Annotated in this window: 12 protein-coding genes; 4 read left to right on the plus strand and 8 right to left on the minus strand. The window is 64.6% G+C overall.

All coding sequences use genetic code 11. The features are described from left to right. Positions 1-36 precede the first annotated feature (36 nt). The 3 genes from RX331_RS14135 (at position 37) to RX331_RS14145 (ending at position 2,813) form a co-directional block, all read left to right on the plus strand. The gene (locus RX331_RS14135) at positions 37-777 is read left to right on the plus strand and encodes a metallophosphoesterase family protein (RefSeq protein WP_317258123.1); all 741 of its coding nucleotides are present in this window, start codon (positions 37-39) and stop codon (positions 775-777) included. A gap of 5 nt (positions 778-782) precedes the next feature. Further along, positions 783-2,210, plus strand: coding sequence for a bifunctional serine/threonine-protein kinase/universal stress protein (locus RX331_RS14140; protein WP_317257132.1), 1,428 nt, complete (start codon positions 783-785; stop codon positions 2,208-2,210). Positions 2,211-2,330: 120 nt separating this feature from the next. Continuing rightward, positions 2,331-2,813, plus strand: coding sequence for a PH domain-containing protein (locus RX331_RS14145; protein WP_317257133.1), 483 nt, complete (start codon positions 2,331-2,333; stop codon positions 2,811-2,813). Positions 2,814-2,844: 31 nt separating this feature from the next. On the opposite strand, the gene RX331_RS14150 is transcribed toward RX331_RS14145, so the two are convergent. Together RX331_RS14150 and rpe are read right to left on the minus strand one after the other, a co-directional pair. Beyond that, the gene (locus tag RX331_RS14150) at positions 2,845-3,204 is read right to left on the minus strand and encodes a DNA-directed RNA polymerase subunit N (RefSeq protein ID WP_317257134.1); all 360 of its coding nucleotides are present in this window, start codon (positions 3,202-3,204) and stop codon (positions 2,845-2,847) included. Positions 3,205-3,397: 193 nt separating this feature from the next. After that, entirely contained in the window at positions 3,398-4,099 is a 702-nt protein-coding gene (gene rpe, locus RX331_RS14155; protein WP_317257135.1) for a ribulose-phosphate 3-epimerase, read from the minus strand. Between the two features lie 258 nt (positions 4,100-4,357). Here rpe and RX331_RS14160 point away from each other — a divergent pair, with 258 nt between their 5' ends. Continuing rightward, positions 4,358-5,125: an EF-hand domain-containing protein gene (locus RX331_RS14160; RefSeq protein ID WP_317257136.1), complete on the plus strand. Its 768-nt coding sequence runs from the start codon at positions 4,358-4,360 to the stop codon at positions 5,123-5,125. 89 nt (positions 5,126-5,214) lie between these two features. Here the strand turns inward: RX331_RS14160 and RX331_RS14165 are convergent, their stop codons facing one another. The 6 genes from RX331_RS14165 to RX331_RS14190 all read right to left on the minus strand — a co-directional run bounded on the left by RX331_RS14165 (position 5,215) and on the right by RX331_RS14190 (position 19,564). Then, positions 5,215-6,210 carry a P1 family peptidase gene (locus RX331_RS14165; protein ID WP_317257137.1) on the minus strand — a complete coding sequence of 332 codons (996 nt, stop codon included), beginning with the start codon at positions 6,208-6,210 and terminating at the stop codon, positions 5,215-5,217. Between the two features lie 56 nt (positions 6,211-6,266). After that, on the minus strand, positions 6,267-9,005 hold the full coding sequence (locus RX331_RS14170; RefSeq protein WP_317258124.1) for a PAS domain S-box protein: 2,739 nt from the start codon (positions 9,003-9,005) through the stop codon (positions 6,267-6,269). A gap of 342 nt (positions 9,006-9,347) precedes the next feature. Then, a complete protein-coding gene (locus tag RX331_RS14175; RefSeq protein ID WP_317257138.1) occupies positions 9,348-10,841 on the minus strand; it encodes an HWE histidine kinase domain-containing protein in 1,494 nt (497 codons plus the stop codon). 14 nt (positions 10,842-10,855) lie between these two features. After that, a complete protein-coding gene (locus RX331_RS14180) occupies positions 10,856-17,140 on the minus strand; it encodes a HAMP domain-containing protein (RefSeq protein WP_317257139.1) in 6,285 nt (2,094 codons plus the stop codon). A 253-nt stretch (positions 17,141-17,393) separates the two neighbouring features. Beyond that, positions 17,394-18,512: a branched-chain amino acid ABC transporter substrate-binding protein gene (locus RX331_RS14185; RefSeq protein ID WP_317257140.1), complete on the minus strand. Its 1,119-nt coding sequence runs from the start codon at positions 18,510-18,512 to the stop codon at positions 17,394-17,396. A 317-nt stretch (positions 18,513-18,829) separates the two neighbouring features. Continuing rightward, positions 18,830-19,564, minus strand: coding sequence for an ABC transporter ATP-binding protein (locus tag RX331_RS14190; protein ID WP_317257141.1), 735 nt, complete (start codon positions 19,562-19,564; stop codon positions 18,830-18,832). Between the last annotated feature and the right edge of the window lie 64 nt (positions 19,565-19,628).

Below are 19,628 nucleotides of genomic sequence, written 5' to 3' on the forward strand. Positions count from 1 at the left end.
GTCACGGCGCGATGATGGATGAAGGGAGACGACGCGGTGCGGCTGGCCATTTTTGCCGACATCCACGCCAACCGGCAGGCCTTTGCTGCATGCCTCGATGCGGCGCGCGCGCATGGCGCGGAGCGGCTGATCTGCCTCGGCGATATCGTCGGTTATGGCGCCGATCCGGAGTGGGCGGTAGATACCGTGATGGGCCTCGTCGATGACGGCGCGGTCGCCGTCATCGGCAACCATGATCATGCGATTTCTACGCCCTCCGAAACCATGAATGCCGAAGCCCAGATGGCGATCGAATGGACGCGCGGCCGGCTGAGCGTGGCGCAGCGGCGCTTTCTCGCCGAACTGCCGCTGACCCGACGCGAGGACGATCGCCTCTATGTGCATTCGGAAGCATCACACCCGGCGCGATGGCATTATGTGCGGGGAACCTCGGACGCCGCGCGCAGCCTGGAGGCGACCGACGCCCATGTCACTTTTTGCGGACACATCCACCGTCCGGCGCTTTATTCGATGTCGGCGGCGGCAAAGATGACGAGCTTCACTCCGACCAATGACGTGCCGGTGCAATTGCTCGGCGGCCGGCGCTGGCTCGCCGTTCTCGGCTCCGTCGGCCAGCCGCGCGACGGCAATCCGGCGGCATCGTTCGTGATGCTCGACACGGTTTCGCGTGAGATTACCTATTGCCGGGTGCCCTACGATGTCGAGGCGGCTGCCGATCGGATCCGCGCAAACGGCCTGCCGCCCTGGCTGGCCGATCGTCTGCTGATCGGGAGGTGAGGCCGATGGCGAGGCCTGCAATCGCGCCGGGGACGGTGCTCGATGGCTTCACGGTCGGCGAGTGCGTCCATCATGGCGGCATGGCGACGCTGTGGACGGTGACGCATCCCGGCATCCCCGTGCCGCTATTGATGAAGGTGCCGCGGATTGCCGAGGGCGAGGACCCCGCGGCGATCGTCTCGTTCGAGATGGAGCAGATGATCCTGCCGCGGCTGGCGGGTGCGCACGTGCCGGGCTGCTTCGGCACCGGCGATTTCGACCGGCAGGCCTACGTCGTCATGGAGCGCATTCCCGGCAAAACGCTCTATAGCCGCATCGACGAGCTGCCGATCCCCTATGAAGAGGCGAGGCTGCTCGGCGGCAAGATCGCGACCGCTTTGGCCGACCTGCACCGGCAGAACGTGATTCACCACGACATCAAGCCGAGCAGCATCATGTTCCGCCCCACAGGCGAATGCGTGCTTATCGATTTCGGCCTGTCGCACCACAATCAGTTGCCGGACCTGTTGCAGGAAGAATTCCGGCTGCCCTACGGTACCGCGCCCTACATGGCGCCCGAGCGGCTGCTCGGCGTGCGCGACGATCCGCGCAGCGATTTGTTTTCGCTCGGCGTGCTCCTGTATTTCTTCACCACCGGGGTGCGGCCGTTCGGTGAGAGCGAAACGCTGCGCGGAATGCGACGTCGGCTGTGGCGCGACCCCTATCCGCCGCGCAAGCTGAGGCCCGGCTATCCGCCCTGGCTGCAGGAAATCGTGCTGCGCTGCCTGGAGATCGAGCCGGTGTGGCGCCATCCGACGGCCTCGCAACTGGCGTTCGACCTTGCCCATCCCAACCAGGTCAAGCTGACGGCGCGCTCGGAGCGGCTGCAGCGCGATCCACTCTCTACGGTGTGGCGGCGCCGCTTCAACCGCGGCGTGACGCTGCCGAAGCCGAAATCCGACGTCGCGGCCCAACTGGCATCGGGGCCGATCATGGTCGTGGCGATCGATACCGAGGAAGCATCGACAGCGCTCAACGCGTGTCTGCGCCGGACCGCTGCACAGCTCCTCGCAACCCTGCCGTCGGCGCGGCTCGCCTGCCTGAACGTGCTGCGGCTCGGCCGCGTCACCATCGACAGGACGCTGGACGAGCAGGGCAACAACAAGCACATCGACCGCATGGTCGCGCTGCGGCACTGGGCACAGCCGCTAGAGCTCGACGAGAGCCGGCTGACGGTGCATGTGCTGGAGGCGGTCGATCCGGCAGCGGCGATCCTGGAATTCACCCGCGTCAACCAGGTCGATCATATCGTGATCGGCGCTCGGCAGAATTCGATGCTGCGCACGCTGCTCGGCAGCGTCTCGGCCAAGGTCGCGGGCGAAGCCGCCTGCAGCGTGACGGTGGTGCGGCCACCGCGGTCGGGGGTGGGGCCGCTGGCGGAAGAAATCACATAGCCGGACCGAACTTCAGACCTCCACCGGCCGACAAATGTTCGTTCATTCGGTTCAGGTGCGAGACAGCTTATGGCCAATTCGGGTGCAACGCTCCAGCAGGAGCTCGATTCCGGCGAGCGGATGCTGTGGAGCGGGCGGCCATTGTCTGACATTCGGATCGAATTCGGCCATCTGCTCCAATCGGCCTTCGGATTTGTCTTCCTGGGCATTTCTGTTGGCTCCCTGTTGGCCGCAGGCAAGGAAAGCACCGTCTTTCCGACGCTATGGTCGATTCCGTTTGTTGCCGCCGGCTTGTACCTGTCGGTCGGGCACTTCTTCTGGAGCGCGTTCTGTCGCCGCTACACCGAATATGCCGTCACCAACCAGCGCGTGATTGTGCGCACCAGCCTGTTGAGCCGGACGATCCAGTCGATCGAATACCGCAAGATTAGAGCGATCACATTGACGGAGAAATCCGACGGCAGCGGGACGATCCATTTCGGGGAAAGCAGCGGCGCCGACGCCGGAAACGCCACAACTTCTGGCGCGACCAAGATGGAAGCCGTCGCCGATGCGCGGCTGGTTTACAATATCATTCGCAAGGCGTCACAGCGCGCGGCTTGATGCAGCGCGAGCTGACAGCTGACGACGGCATTCACTCGAGCGTCTGGACGGGCGGCGCTTTTGAACGCGGTGGGGTTGGCGCGGGATTGCTGGCGATGCGGCCGCTCCGTTCCGCCGGGGCAGGGCCCATGGCTTCGGCCCGAGCGCCGCGCACGCTGTCTCTGGAAGATTGCCTGCGGTGCCGCGACGAACGCGAGCCTTCCAGCCCCCAGGAGCGCGAGATCGACGGGCCGGCCGTGTAGCCAACAAAAGCGCCGGCGACGGCGCCGATTGGGCCCAGCACGACGGCACCGGCTACCGCGCCGAGCGCCGCATCACCCGCGCGCTGCGCGAATGCGGCAGAGGGTGCGAGGGCCAGGAGCAATGCAGCGGTGGCGAGGGCCTTAATCATATGTGTGTCCCATCCTTGAATGGCGGGATGCTGATCTGCCTTTATGGCGAGATGCGTGACGCTTTGTGGCCGCAGCGTGGACTTTACGGTTCCTGCCCGCCATTTCGGCGGCGTGCGCGCTCCAGAATGTCGCGGATCGCGCTTGGGCCGCGTTGGCTGCGCAAGTTCGAGAAGGGGACCCGGGCAACCCGCTTCAAGCCGCTTCGCCGCGCGCCAGCGCTGCCGCGCCCCGGATCGCGGAAATGTTGGCCGTGTAGGACTCTACCGTGCCGCCCTTGAACACCGCCGAGCCCGCGACCAGCGCGTTGGCGCCGGCGGCGGCGAGCTGGCCGGCAACGTCGGGCCCGACGCCGCCATCGACCTCGATGTCGATCGGACGTCCCGCCGTCATCGCCCTGATGTCGCTGACCTTGCCGAGTGCGGACTTGATGAAGGCCTGGCCGCCGAAGCCGGGATTGACCGACATGACAAGCACGAGGTCGATCAGATCGATGACATATTCGATCGCGCTCGCCGGCGTGCCCGGGTTGAGGGAGACGCCGGCCTTCTTGCCGAGCGCGCGGATTGCCTGCAGCGAGCGGTGCAGATGCGGGCCAGCCTCGGCATGGACGGTGATGTGATCGCATCCTGCCCTGGCAAACGCTTCGAGGTAGGGATCGCAGGGCGAGATCATCAGATGCGCATCGAAAATCTTCTTCGTATGCGGGCGCATCGCCTTGATGACGTCGGGGCCGTAGGAAATGTTCGGCACGAAATGTCCATCCATCACGTCGAGATGGATCCAGTCCGCGCCGGCCGCGTCGACGGCGCGGACTTCCTCGCCAAGCTTGGCGAAATCCGCCGCCAGGATCGACGGTGCGATGACCAGGGGACGCGACGCAAATTGCTGGGACATGTGCGCTTTCCCAATCTCTTCGAGGGGATGAATGGCCCCGCGTAACATGCAGGCGGGCCGGGGGCAATGCGGCGGCCCGAGCTCTCCTGTGGGCGGAAAAATCTGCCGGGGCGGGCAACTATTGCCGGGTTGAACGGGCGGGACGCAACGCAGGAAAGACTGGTTTTATTGGGTTTTTCTTCATGGCATGCCGCTTGCTGAGAAAAGCGCACGGGGTTATCGGCCGCTTCTTCTGCGCGGCATTGTTGGAGTTCCGCCATGTTCTTTGCTTTGGGCGCCGCATCATCGGCGATCGATGCCCTCAAGGCGCTGACGTCGTCGAAGTCGTCAACGAAAACCACTGGCGCAAGCCAGGCCTCAGAAAACCCGTTTGCCTTCCTGTCCTCGAACGCCTCGGCTTCGATCGGATCGGCAACCGGCTCCTCCGGCGCTGGTTCGGCTGGCACCGGCAGTGCGCCGATATCGCCGGAAACCATGAGCGCGCTGCTCGACGCGCAAAGCCAGGCCGCAAGCCAATCGGGAACGGCTACCAAGAGCCGGCACGCCGCGCTGAAGGATCTGTTCGGGCAGATCGATGGCGACGGCGACGGCAAGATCAGCAAGGCGGAATTCGACGAGGCGCTCGGCGCCGGTGGCACCAATGTTGCGAACGCCGAGCGTGTGTTCGGCCAGCTCGATCAGGACGGCGACGGCTCGGTCAGCGTCAAGGAACTGGCGACGGCGCTGAAGGCCAGGAAACATCGCGATCGCGACGACGACAAAGCTTCCAGTAGCGATGGCGCGGGCTCCGATCCGCTGGCACAGTTGCGGCAGGGCGCGACCACCACGACGGTCACCAATAGCGATGGCTCGGTGACGACCTCGCTGACCTATGCGGACGGATCGAAAGTGACTATGATCTCGCCAGCCTCCGGCAGCTCGTCCTCGTCAGCGACGTCGTCCTACAGTTTCATCGAGCAGATGATCCAGCGCGAGGCCAAGGCGATTTCGTCTGCCGCCACGGCATCGGTTTCGATGAGCGCCTGATCGCGAGACCCGGTGAGATCGCTTCAGATTGCGGCCTTAAATCGTGAGCATGGTTCGGAAAACCGGTGTCCACCTTTCCGAACCATGCTCTAACTGAAGCGATCGCTCCACGCCGGTAGCGCACCCAGAAAGGGTAGCGCGGTCGCACTGTGAACGCCGCGCGCAATCGCCCGTGCCACCGTGTTGGCGGCGACCATGCCGAGTTCGGTCATGCCGAATAGCGGATCGATCGGCTTCTTGCCGGTCGCGGCGGCGAATACCACGTCGCCGTCCGTCGTTGCATGGACGGGATAGATGGCGCGGGCCATGCCGGTATGCGCGATCATCGCCAGCCGCTTGGCCTGCGCTTTCGTCAGCACGGCATCCGTGACCACGGCCACCAGCGTGGTGTTCTCCGCGGGTGTTACCGCCGGCCCCCCCTTCAGACGCGCCCGCAGCATATCAGGCGTGAACGAGGGCGGCAGTCCGCGCCCACCGAACTCGTTGTCCTGCTCGAACGGCGCTGCCCAGAACCACGGGCCGTCGCCGACGGTGACGCTACCCACCGCATTGACCACCGCGAGCGCGCCGACGGTGACGCCGCCTTCGGTCTTTGCCGAAGCCGAGCCAAGGCCGCCCTTGAAATTCGCGGTGGTCGCGCCGAGCCCGGCGCCGACGCTGCCGAGCGCGAAGTCCTCGCCCGCCGCGTTCGCCGCCGCATAGGCAAGATCGCGATAGGGCGGGAAGCGACCCCACGCCTTGTTGCCGCCGTTGAGCAAATCGAAGCAGATCGCCCCCGGCACGATTGGAATAACAGCCCCGCGCACCTGAAAGCCGCGCCCGCGTTCGGCAAGCCAGGCCTGCACGCCGCCGGCGGCGTCGAGGCCCAGCGCCGAGCCGCCGGAAAGGGCGATGCCGTCGATCGCTTCAAGGGTGCTTTCAGGCTTGAGCAGGGCGTCCTCGCGGGTGCCGGGCCCGCCGCCGCGCACGTCGATCGATGCGACGGCGGGCGTATCGAATAGAATCGCGGTGACGCCGGAGGCGATCGCCGCATCCTGGGCGTGGCCGACGCGAACGCCGGCAATATCGGTGAGCAAGTTTTTCAAAGCGTGGTCCGTGGTTCTAGCGTTGCATCCACGGATATAGCAGCTGCCGCGAGGCTTCAACTGGCCAGCGCCAGGCGGATCATCTTGGCGAGTTCTGACTTGCGATAGGGTTTTGCCAGCAGCAGCACGCCGGAATCCAGCCGGCCGTGGTGCACGATTGCATTCTCGGTATAGCCCGAGGTGTACAGCGTCTTGAGCTCGGGCCGCCGCTTCAGCGCTTCGTCGATGAGCTGGCGGCCGTTCATGGCGCCGGGCATGATCACATCCGTGAACAAGAGATCGATGGGGGCGTCGTCGATGATGCGCAGGGCGTCCGAAGCATTGGCTGCTTCCAGCGTGGTGTAGCCCAGGCTCTCGATCTGGGTGATGACATAGCGCCGCACCAATGCATCGTCCTCGACGACCAGAACCGTTTCGCTGCCGCCCTGGAGGTCGGCCGCGACCTGCGCTTCCGCGTCGGTCTGCTGCAGGCCTGTGGCGCGCGGCAAATAGAGTTTTACCGACGTGCCGTGGCCTTCCTCGCTGTAGATCTTGACGTGTCCGCCGGTTTGCTTAACGAAACCGAACACCATGCTGAGCCCGAGGCCGGTGCCCCGCCCGACCTCCTTGGTCGTGAAGAACGGTTCGAACACGCGGTCGAGCAGCGCCGCCGGAATGCCGGCGCCGGTGTCGCTGACCGCGATCATCACGTAATGGCCTGGCGTGACCTCGCTGTGCATGCCAGCGTAACTTTCGTCGAGGACGACGTTGCTGGTCTCGAGCGCAAGCTTGCCGCCGTCAGGCATGGCGTCGCGCGCATTGATGGCCAGGTTGAGGATGGCGGTGGTGAGCTGGTTGGGATCGACCAGCGCCGTCCATGCGTCCTCGGCGAGCAGCGGCGTGATCTCGATGTGCTCGCCAAGTGTCGGCTGCAACAGCTTCGCCGTCTCCAGCACCAGCGCATTGATGTCGATCTCGAGTGGCTTCAGCGGCTGCTTGCGGGCAAACGCCAGCAGATGCCTGGTCAGATTGGCGCCGCGTTCGGCGGCCTCGTCGATCAATTTGGTAACGGCGACGAGCTGAGGCTGACCGGCGACCGCTTCCTCCAGGATGCCGATGGTGCCGGTGATCACCGTCAGGATGTTGTTGAAGTCGTGCGCGACGCCGCCGGTGAGCTGGCCGACCGCGTCCATCTTTTGCGCATGCCTTAACTGCGCATCGGCGGCCTGCTTTTCGGTAAGGTCGCGGCCGATGAAGAAATGGCGGCGGACCGGCTCCGACCACGTGCCGGTCCAGTTCAACGCGACGGCCTTGCCGTCCTTGCTGACATAGCGGGTCTCAAAATTGCGCTTGCTTCGTCCCCGCCGTCCCAGTCGCATTTCCTTGCGGGTATGCTCGAGATCGTCGGGGTGGATGAATGCAATCGCGTTGTGCCCGACCATTTCGGAAGGTTCGTAGCCGAGGATATCCCTGACGCTCGGGCTGACCTGGATCAGATTTCCCATGGAATCACTGACCAGGATGAGGTCGTTCGACGATTCGAATATGCGTCGCCGCTCTTCGGCTTCCTGGTTGAGCGCCTGCTGCGTCCGCTTGCGTTCGGTGATGTCATGTGCCGTCTTGGAAACGCCGATGATCTGGCCGGAGGCCGACCGGATCGGAGAGATGCTCAGCGAAACGTCGATGGCGCGGCCGTCTCTGTCTACCCGCGAAGTTTCGAAATGCTCGACATGCTCGCCGCGGCCGGCGCGGCCCAGGATGTCGCGGACCTCGTCGCGCCGCTCCGGCGGGACGATGATATCGATGCCCTGGCCGACTGCCTCGGTGGCTGCGAATCCAAACAGCCGCTGCGCGGCGCCGTTCCAGCCGGTGATGGTTCCATCCAGCCGTTGAGTGATGATCGCGTCGTTGGAAGACTCCACGACCGCGCTGAACAGGCTGTCGCGTTCGGCACGACGGTCCTTTTCGGAAGCGGCCTCGCGGCGCACGACCCCGAGGAGGCGGGCGAGCTTGGCCTGCAGGCCGACATTGTCGATCAGCAGCACCGCGAGCACGAAACTCGCGGCGCACAGGCCGTAGATGCGGCCGAGATAGAAGCCGACATCGAAACGCGCGACGTTCAGGATTGCCGATAGCGCGATGTCGAACAGCCAGGCGCTCATTACCACCATTAGCCAGATGTCGAGCACGGATTGCGGCCGCCGCAGCAGTAAAGCGATCAACGCGGCGAGGCTGAGACACCACACCGTCGACACCACGGCGAGCATCGCCGGCGTATAATGGCCGCCGCTCAAGAGTATCGGCAGCAGGTCGTGCTTGACGGTGACGACCCAGGTGAACGCGGCGACGGCGGCCGCGACCGCGATGATGCTGGTGATGATGGCGCCGCTGATCGAGCCGCGCATTTTCGTCCGTTCGTCTCTTGTCTTGAGCAGCGCATAGATGATGACCACCAGCGGAAATCCGCCGTGCCAGATCATGTAGAGCCAGACGGTGGTCTGCGTGCCGGGGCCGAGAACGCCGCCGGGGGCAAACAGGCCGGGAAAGCTCAGGGCATGAACGATCGCCGCAGCGGCGGTGAACAAATATCCGCTCGCGAGCAGCAGCATCCCGCGCGAGCGGGAAATCGCGAATTGTGAAAACAGCAGGACGGCCGTGATCAGGTCGTTGATGGCGAGCGCGGACTGGTAGCTCGCCACGAACGCCGGAACCGGGGTAAGCGGCACGCCGGCGAACGGCACGGCACAGGCGAAGAGGATAGCGGAGACGCTGACCACGGCGAGGGCGAACGTGCGATCGCCTTGAGTCGCGGGCATGGTCGAAAGAAAGATGTTGCGCTCGTTACCCAATGGCGTCTCCGGCAAACTGGCAGCGAACGCGCCTGGACAAAAGTATAATGAAATGCATCAAAGCAACGTATGCGACGCGGGCGGAACAGGTCGGCATCTTTGAATGCCGCGGGAATCGCGCCTCCTTGAGGCTACGCTAACTGGACGTCGGAAGGAATCAACCCGAGGTCATCCCTAAGCGAGGTCTAAGAGCCGACCGGCGTAACCACCTCCTTACCGATCGGCTGAATAATGCTTGCGGAGCTTCCGCGTTGGCCGGATAGCGCGAGCAGGATCGTGCAAAGGGTTTTCATCGAGCGTGGCGCGGGGTTAACGCTCGGCGCGCCGCAGGCCGTTGCCATCAGCAGCAACGTCGCGAAGCGAAACCGGTTCGGCGGTAAACCGCCGTTGCGAGAGCGGGACCGACAGGCGGCAGACGAGGCCTTCCGGGCGCCAATCGAATTCCGCATGGCCGCCGAGCTGCGACTCGATGCTGGCGATCACGCTTCTGGTCCCGAACCCGCGCGATACCGGCTTCTCGACGCGCGGCCCCCCGGTCTCCACCCACGTGATCCTGAGCAGGTCCGCTTGGTCCTCCCAGCTCACCGCCAGCCGGCCTGACAGCGTCGACAGCGCGCCATATTTGGCCGAGTTGGTGATGAGCTCGTGCAGCGCCAGCGCGATCGTTTGGGCCGTGGCTGGCTCAAGCCTCACCTCCGGGCCGGACAGGTCGATCTGCTCGCCGGTGGAATAGGGCGCCAGCTCCTCGTCGATCAGCTTGCGGATTTCGGCGCCCTGCCAGCTCGACAGCGACAGCACCGTGTGTACCCGCGCCAGCGCGTTGATCCGCCCCTCGACCGAGCGGATATAGGTCTTCACGTTCTCGCCGCGCGTCAGGCGGACGATCGACTGCGCGAGCGCGAGCGCGTTCTTGGCGCGGTGATCGACCTCGCGCGCCAACAGGTTTTGCCGCTCCTCGGCCTGCTTGCGCTCGGTGATGTCGACGGTGACGCCGCTGACGCGGATGACGCGGCCGCCTCTGTCGGTGCTCGCCGCCGCCGTTCCCGCGCACCAGCGCACCTCGCCATTGGGGCGGACGATGCGGAATTCGGTCTCATAGGATTTCGCGCCGCGGGCGAAGCTCGCCCACGCATCGTGCAATTCCTGAACGTCGTCGGGATGAAACAGCGCCTGGATGTTGGCCGGCGTCAGCTCGAACTTGCCGGGATCAAGGCCGAGGATCTGGTACTGGCCTTCGTCCCACATGAAGTCGCCGTTGACCCAGTCCCAGTCCCAGGATCCCATCTTGCCGGCGGCAATCGCGAGACTGCGGCGCTGCTCGCTTTCCAGAAGACGGGCATGCGACTCCTCCAGCTCGGCGGTGCGGGCGCGAACGCGGTCCTCGAGTTCGAGGTTGAGGCGTTCGAGCTGCCGGGTCTTGCGATAGAGTTCGGCGAACACCTTGATCTTGGCGCGAAGCACCTCCGGCACGACCGGCACCGGCACGTAGTCGACCGCGCCCATCTCGTAGCCGCGCAGACGGTCGATATCGCTGACCTGGATCGCGGAGATGAAGATCATCGCCGTCTTCTGGAAGCGGGGATGTTCGCGGATCATCGCGGCGAGCTCGAAGCCGTCGAGTTCCGGCATGCAGACGTCGACCAGGATGATGGCCACATCGTTCTTGAGCAGAAATTCGAGCGCCTCGCGGCCCGAGGAGGCCTTGACCAGATTCTCGCCGAGTTCCTTCAGGATGACTTCATAGGCGAGCAGCTTCGCCGGCTGATCGTCAACCAGAAGAATGTTTACCTTCTCTTGGTCCATCATCTACTTCTGCGTCAGCGGTGTAACCACATTCGAATGGCGAGCAATAGCTGCTCGGTATTGACGGGTTTGGCGAGATAGTCCGAAGCGCCGGCCTCAAGGCATTTCTCGCGGTCGCCCTTCATCGCCTTGGCGGTCAGCGCAATGATCGGCAGGCGGCCAAAGGACGGGTTTTGCCTGATAACGCCAATGGTCTGATATCCGTCCATCTGCGGCATCATGATATCCATCAGCACGATTGCGATATTCGGGGTGGATTCGACCAGCGCGATGGCCTCATGGCCGGTCGTCGCGGTCAGCACTTTCATTCCGCGCCGTTCGAGAACGCTCGATAGGGCGAAAATGTTGCGTGCGTCGTCGTCGACGAGAAGCGCGGTCTTGCCAACAAGGTCCTCATCGGAACTATTGAGCTTTTCGAGCATCCTCTGCTTGTCGACCGGCAATTCCGTGATCACACGGTGCAAAAACAGCGACGTTTCGTCGAGCAGACGTTCCGGCGACTCCACGCCCTTCACCACGATGCTTCGCGCCATGGTGTGAAGTTCCGCGTCTTCCTCGGCCGAGAGTTCCCGGCCCGTGAACACCACGACCGGCACGTTTGACAGCGTTTCATCGTTGCGCAGCCTGTCGAGCACCTCAAAGCCGCTCATGTCGGGCAGCCGCAAGTCCAGCACGACGCAGTCGCAGGGCTGGTTCCGCAGCGTCGACAGCGCGTCGGCGCCGGTGTCGGCGGTGACAATCTCGATGTCGTCATGACCGAGTAATTCGGTGATGCTCATCTGCTCGGCGGCATTGTCCTCCACGATCAGGAGCCGCTTGCGGCGCGGCTTGGCATATTCCTTGATCTGCGACAGCGCCGCGCTGACGCCCTCCGTCGTCGTCGGCTTGTTGACGAAGGAGAACGCGCCGCGCGCCAACGCGTGCTGGCGGTCTTCGTCGAGCGTGATGATCTGTACCGGGATGTGCCGCGTCAGCGGATTGTGCTTGAGCTGGCTGAGCACGGTCCAGCCCAGCATGTCGGGCAGGAATACGTCGAGCGAAACCGCGGCGGGCTGGAACTGCTTGGCGAGTTCGAGTGCCTCGGCGCCGCGGCTTGCCACCAGCACCTTGAAGCCCTTGTCGCGCGCCAGATCGATCAGCACCCGCGCATAGTGCGGATCGTCCTCGACGATCAATAGGATCGTATCTCCGGGCGCGAGCTCGAGGCGGTCGTCCGGCAACTGCTCGACGACCCGCTCCTGCGTCGCTGCGACCTGGAGCGCCGGCACCGGGGCAAAGGGCGAGGGGGCAGGGGCGCGCGGCGCAACGGTGGGACCGGAATATTTCAGCGGCAGATAGAGCACGAAGGTTGAGCCCTTGCCGGGCGCGCTGCGCAGATGGATTTCGCCGCCGAGCAGGCTGGCGAGCTCGCGGCTGATGGCAAGGCCGAGGCCGGTGCCGCCGTATTTGCGGCTGGTGCCGGCATCCGCCTGCTGGAACGCCTCGAAGATCAGCTTCTGCTTCTCCAGAGGAATGCCGATGCCGGTATCGGTCACCTCGAAGGCGACGACGGCCGGCGCGTGGTTGAGGATCGGGTGCTCGGCGCTCCAGCCGCCGACGGCGGCCGATACGTCCAGCTTGACGCCGCCTTCCGCGGTGAACTTGAAGGCGTTCGACAGCAGGTTCTTCAGGACCTGCTGCAGGCGCTTGGAGTCGGTCACCATGCTGCGCGGCAGGCTTTCATCGAAACTGATGTTGAACGAGAGATGGCGGTTCTCGGCCTCATGCTTGAACGGCCGCCCGACGGTTTCCAAAAGGTTCGACGTCAGGATCTCCTCGGCGTCGACGGTCACCGTGCCGGATTCGATCTTCGACAGGTCGAGGATGTCGCTGATCAGGTTGAGCAGGTCGGTGCCGGCGCCGTGGATGGTGCGGGCGAATTCGACCTGCTTGGCCGACAGATTGCCCTCCGGATTTTCGGTGAGCTGCTGGCCGAGGATCAGGATGCTGTTGAGCGGCGTGCGCAGCTCGTGCGACATGTTGGCGAGGAATTCCGACTTGTACTTCGAGGTCAGCGCCAGCTCTGTCGCCTTTTCCTCGAGCGCGCGGCGGGCCTGCTCGATTTCCTGGTTCTTTCGCTCCACCTCGACGTTGCGTTCGGCGAGCTGCTGGGCCTTCTGCTCGAGCTGGTCGTTGGTCTGCTGCAGTTCCTTCTGCTGGGTCTGCAGCTCGCCGGCGAGCTGCTGCGACTGCTTGAGCAGGCCTTCGGTCTGCATCGTGGCCTCGATCGAGTTGAGCACGATGCCGATGCTGTCGGTCAATTGTTCGAGGAAGGTCAGCTGCGAGGTGGTGAACGAGCCGATCGAGGAAAGCTCGATCACGGCCTTCACCTGGTTCTCGAACAGCACCGGAAATACGACGATGTTCCTCGGGATCACGCGCAGCAAGGCCGAGTTGATCGGCGCGGTGCCTTCGGGGATGTTCGATACCAGCCGCTGCCGCTTGTCGAGGGCGCACTGGCCGATCAGCCCTTCGCCGAACTGGATAGCCTGCGGATGTGGATGGGCGCCGTCGCCGGCATAGGAGGAGAGCAGGCGCAGCTGCGGGCTATCGGCATTTTCCACCTGGTAGATCGCGCCCATATGCGCGTCGATCAGGGGCGCCAGCTCGGTCAGCAGCAGCCGGCCGACGGTGGAGAGGTCGCGCAGGCCCTGCAGCATGTTCGTGAACCTGGCGAGGTTGGTCTTCAGCCAGTCCTGCTCGGTGTTGACCTGCGTCGTCAGACGCAGGTTGCCGATCATCGTGTTGATGTTGTCCTTGAGCTCGGCAACTTCGCCGCGGGCATCGACCTGGATCGAGCGGGTGAGGTCGCCCTTGGTCACGGCGGTCGCGACCTCGGCGATGGCGCGCACCTGCGAGGTCAAGTTGGCGGCGAGCAGGTTGACGTTGCCGGTGAGGTCCTTCCAGGTGCCGGCCGCGCCGGGCACGTTGGCCTGGCCGCCGAGGCGTCCCTCGACGCCGACCTCGCGCGCCACGCTGGTGACCTGATCGGCAAAGGTCGCGAGCGTCGCGGTCATGTTGTTGATGGTGTCGGCGAGCGCTGCGACCTCGCCCTTCGATTTCACCGTCAGGCTCTGCTTCAGGTCGCCGTTGGCGACCGCGGTCACCACCTTGACGATGCCGCGAACCTGCTCGGTCAGGTTGGCCGCCATGAAGTTCACGGTGTCGGTCAGGTCCTTCCAGGTGCCGGCGACGCCGGGCACCTGCGCCTGGCCGCCGAGCTTGCCCTCGGTGCCGACCTCACGGGCCACGCGCGTCACTTCGCCGGCGAAAGCGTTGAGCTGGTCGACCATCGTGTTGATGGTGTTCTTCAGTTCGAGGATTTCGCCCTTCACGTCGACCGTGATCTTGCGGGAGAGGTCGCCGCGGGCCACCGCCGTGGTGACTTCGGCGATGTTGCGGACCTGGGTCGTGAGGTTGGCCGCCAACAGGTTGACGTTGTCGGTCAGGTCCTTCCAGGTGCCGCCAACGCCGGGCACCACGGCCTGGCCGCCGAGCCGGCCCTCGGTGCCGACCTCGCGCGCGACGCGCGTCACTTCGGCGGCGAACGAGCGAAGCTGCTCGACCATCGTATTGAGGGTGTCCTTAAGCAGCAGGATTTCGCCGCGGACGTCGACCGTGATCTTCTTGGACAGATCGCCGCCGGCGATCGCGGTCGCGACCTCGGCGATGTTGCGGACCTGCGCGGTCAGGTTCGAGGCCATGAAGTTGACGTTGTCGGTAAGGTCCTTCCAGGTGCCGGCGACTTCAGGCACCTGGGCCTGGCCGCCGAGCTTGCCTTCGGTGCCGACCTCGCGGGCCACGCGGGTGACTTCGGACGCGAAGGCGTTGAGCTGGTCGACCATCGTATTGACGGTGTTTTTCAGCTCGAGAATTTCGCCCTTGACGTCGACGGTGATCTTCTTCGACAGGTCGCCCTTCGCCACCGCCGTGGTGACTTCGGCGATGTTGCGGACCTGGCCGGTCAGGTTGCCGGCCATCGAGTTGACGTTGTCGGTGAGGTCCTTCCAGGTGCCGGCGACGCCGGGCACGTTGGCCTGGCCGCCAAGCCGTCCCTCGGTGCCGACCTCGCGCGCCACGCGGGTCACTTCGCCCGCGAAGCGGTTGAGCTGGTCGACCATCGTGTTGAGCGTTTCCTTGAGCTGCAGAATCTCGCCGCGCACGTCCACGGTGATCTTGCGCGACAGGTCGCCGCCGGCGATGGCGGTCGCGACTTCGGCGATATTGCGGACCTGGGCGGTGAGATTGCCGGCCATCGAGTTCACGCTGTCGGTGAGGTCCTTCCAGGTGCCGGCGACGCCGGGCACTTCGGCCTGGCCGCCGAGCTTGCCGTCGGTGCCGACCTCGCGCGCCACGCGCGTGACTTCGCCGGCGAAGGCGTTGAGCTGGTCGACCATCGTGTTCAGCGTTTCCTTGAGCTGAAGGATTTCGCCCGACACGTTCACCGTGATCTTCTTCGACAGGTCGCCCTTGGCCACCGCGGTCGCGACGTCGGCGATGTTGCGGACCTGAGCGGTGAGGTTGCCGGCCATCGAGTTGACGTTGTCGGTGAGGTCCTTCCAGGTGCCGGCGACGCCGCGCACGTTGGCCTGGCCGCCGAGCTTGCCTTCGGTGCCGACCTCGCGCGCGACGCGCGTGACTTCGCCGGCGAAGGCGTTGAGCTGGTCGACCATCGTGTTGATGGTGTCCTTCAGCTCGAGAATTTCGCCGCGCACGTCCACCGTGATCTTCTTCGACAGGTCGCCATTGGCGACCGCCGTCGTGACTTCGGCGATGTTGCGGACCTGCGCCGTCAGGTTCGATGCCATCGAGTTGACGCTCTCGGTCAGGTCCTTCCAGGTGCCGGCGACGCCGAGCACGTTGGCCTGGCCGCCGAGCCGTCCCTCGGTGCCGACCTCGCGCGCGACGCGCGTGACTTCGCCGGCGAAGGCGTTGAGCTGGTCGACCATGGTGTTGAGCGTTTCCTTCAGCTGAAGGATTTCGCCTGAAACGTTCACCGTGATCTTCTTGGAGAGGTCGCCGCCGGCGATGGCGGTGGCGACGTCGGCGATGTTGCGGACCTGGGCCGTCAGGTTGGAGGCCATGAAGTTGACGTTGTCGGTCAGGTCCTTCCAGGTGCCGGCGACGCCCGGGACCTGGGCCTGGCCGCCGAGCTTGCCTTCGGTGCCGACCTCGCGCGCCACGCGCGTCACTTCCGATGCGAAGGCGTTGAGCTGGTCGACCATCGTGTTGATGGTGTCCTTCAGCTCAAGAATTTCGCCGCGCACGTCGACCGTGATCTTGCGCGACAGGTCGCCGCGCGCCACCGCCGTGGTGACGTTGGCGATGTTGCGGACCTGGGCGGTAAGGTTGCCGCACATCGCGTTGACGGAGTCGGTGAGGTCTTTCCAGGTGCCGGCAACGCCAGGGACGATCGCTTGGCCGCCGAGCTTGCCGTCGGTGCCGACTTCACGCGCCACGCGCGTCACTTCGGAGGCGAAGGAGCGGAGCTGGTCCACCATCGTGTTGATGGCTTCCTTGAGCTGCAGGATCTCGCCACGGACGTCGACCGTGATCTTCTTGGAAAGGTCGCCGTTCGCCACCGCGATGGTGACCTCGGCGATGTTGCGGACCTGGCCGGTGAGATTGTTGGCCATCGAGTTGACGCTCTCGGTCAGGTCCTTCCAGACGCCGGTCACCTCCGGCACCTGGGCCTGGCCGCCGAGCTTGCCTTCGGTGCCGACCTCGCGCGCGACGCGCGTCACTTCGGAAGTGAACACGCCGAGCTGCTTGATCATCGTGTTGACGATGTTGGCCGACTGCAGGAATTCGCCGCCAAGTGGGCGGCCGTCGACGTCAAGCTGCACGGTCTGCAACAGATCGCCCTGGGCCACGGCGGCAACCGCCCGGGTGACTTCGCGGGTCGGCCACAGCAAATCGTCGATCAGCGTGTTGACGGAGCCTTCCATGTCCGCCCACGAGCCGCTCGAAAGGTCGAACTTGACGCGCTGGCGCGTCTTGCCTTCGCGCCCCACCACCTGGCCGACGCGCTCGAGTTGCTGCGCCATCCGCTGGTTCGCGGCGACGATTTCGTTGAAGGTGTCGGCGATCTTGCCCTCGATGCCGATGTGATCGCCGGTCATGCGCACCGAGAAATCGCCCGCGCGCATCGCCTGCAGCGCATGCAGCAGATCCTGCAAGGGATCGGCTTGTCCGTTGATGGGGGTCTTGCCTTTGGGAACGCGGCGAACGGCGGGTGCTTCGGGAGAAAGGTCACTCATGGTGTTTCCTCGGTCGCCAATCGCGCAAAAAATCGTGCAGTGATGCGATTCCAGTCATAGAACCGACTGCCCCTTTGCAGATCAAGTTGGAACAACGGTTAGTATGGGAAATCAATGACATGGAACCCAGCCCGGGTTCCTCAATGCGCGGGGAACCCAATGGTTCCACTCATCGCGGAACTTTTTTGGATTTCTGAAAACGAAACGCCCCGGAGTGAGCCGGGGCGTCTGCATTTGCGGTGGCCGAGAAGATTCAAGAGCCCTTCGGATTGATCTCGGCGTAGTTGCCCTTGGCGTCCCACTTGTAGACGACGTAGTCGATCACCTTGATGTCGCCCTTGGCGTCGAACCCGAGCTTGCCGAGCACGGTGTCCCATTCGCCGGCCTTAATGGTCTCCATCACCTTCTTCGGATCGGTGGTTTTCGCCTTCGCCACCGCCTGAGTCCAGACCTGCATCGCGGCATAGGTATAGAGGGTGTAGCCCTCGGGATCGATGTTCTTGGCCTTGAATTTCTCGACGATCGCTTTCGCGCTCGCCTTGTTGCGGGGGTCGGGACCGAAGGTGAACAGCGTGCCTTCTGCAGCCGGACCGGTGATCGAGGCGAACTCCTTGTCGTTCATGGCGTCGCCCGCCATCAACACCGTCTTGAGGCCCTGGTCGCGCATCTGGCGCAGGATCAGGCCGGCTTCCTGATGATAGCCGCCGACAAACACCAGATCGATGTTGTCGCGCTTCAGCCGCGACACGATCGCGTTGAAATCCTTGTCGCCCTTGTTGTAGGACTCGTTCATCTTCTCGGTGACGCCAGCCTTGTTGAGCGCTTTCTTGGTCTCGTCGGCGAGACCTTTGCCGTAGGTCGACTTGTCGTTGAGGATGGCGATGTTCTTGCCCTTGTAGTTCTTGACGATGTAGTCGGCGGCGACCAGGCCCTGCTGGTCGTCACGGCCGCAGACGCGCGCCACGTTCCACAGCTTGCGCTCGGTGAAGAGCGGGTTGGTCGAGGCGGGCGTAATCTGCAGCACGTTGCCGTCGGCATAGGCTTCGGAGGCCGGGATCGACGAGGACGAGCAGAAGTGGCCGGCCACGAACGGGATCTTGGCGCTGGCGAACTTTTCGGCCACCGAGCGCGCCTGCTTGGGATCGCAAGCGTCGTCGCCGACCTGCAGCGCCAGCTTCTTGCCGAGCACACCGCCGGCGGCGTTGATGTCGGCCACCGCCTGTTCGGCGCCGTTCTTCATTTGCCGTCCGAATGCGGATTCGCCGCCCGTCATCGGGCCGGCCACTGCGATGGAGATGTCCTGCGCCAGCGCCGTTGTCGACAGCGCCAACGATGCGCCCAATGCCAGGCCGATGAGTTTCAGTGATTTCATGAGATATCCTCGCAGCTCAGTCGATTTCGGGGAATACCCGGCGGGCCGGGTACGAAAATCATGCCCATTGTCGGCTGATTTTATGACGAAGTCATCGGCAATTTTCGGGCAAATCCACGGCCCGTTCGCAGCATCTTGCCGCAGCGCGCCGTGTCCCGGACGCGGTGCAGCGTCCTTGACGCTGCTCCGCAGAGCCGGGACCCACATCGCTAACCATACGGATAGACCCCGGATCAGCAGCGCATCACCATAGTGCGTCGAAGACGCCCTTAAACGCGCTTTCGGTGCTGCGCAGCATCCGGGGAACGCGCCGGACGCTACTCCCGCCGGCCGCCTTCCAGATAGGCGGCGCGGATTTCCGAGCGCTGCAGCAATTCGCTGCCGGTTCCTGACAGGGTGATCAGGCCGTTGACCATGACATAGCCGCGATGGGCCAGCTTCAGCGCATGGTTGGCGTTCTGTTCGACGATCAGGACGGTCAGGCCGTCCTGCCGGTTCAGCGTCCGGATCGCATCGAAAATCTGCCGGGCGATCAGCGGGGCGAGCCCAAGCGAGGGCTCGTCCAGCATCAGGAGGCGGGGCCGGCTCATCAAAGCGCGGCCGATCGCCAGCATCTGCTGTTCACCGCCGGACAGCGTGCCGCCGCGCTGGGTCATGCGTTCCTTGAGCCGCGGGAACAGCGCGAAGACGCGTTCCAGCCCGCTCGCCCGGTCGCTCTCGTTCGAGTCGGTCGCATCGGCGCCCATCTGCAGGTTTTCTGCCACGCTCATGCGCGGGAAGATGCGGCGGCCCTCGGGCGACTGCGCGATGCGCAGCCGCGCGATCTCATGCGTCGGCACCCCGGTGATGTCCTGGCCGTCGAACTCGATGCGGCCGGAACGGGCGCGCGGACGGCCGAAGATCGTCATCATGAGCGTCGACTTGCCGGCGCCGTTGGCCCCGATCAGCGCGACGATCTCGCCGGCATTGATGTCGATGTCGACGCCCTTCAGCGCCTCGATCTTGCCGTAGGCCGCGCGCAGCGAGCGGATCGCGAGCAGGGGCGCTGTCATGCTGCTGCTCCCGTGTCCCGGGCGTACTGCGGCGCCATAAGCGCGTTCACGCGCGTCGTCGACG

The sequence above is a fragment of the Bradyrhizobium sp. BWA-3-5 genome (genome assembly GCF_032917985.1).
Lineage (GTDB): Bacteria > Pseudomonadota > Alphaproteobacteria > Rhizobiales > Xanthobacteraceae > Bradyrhizobium.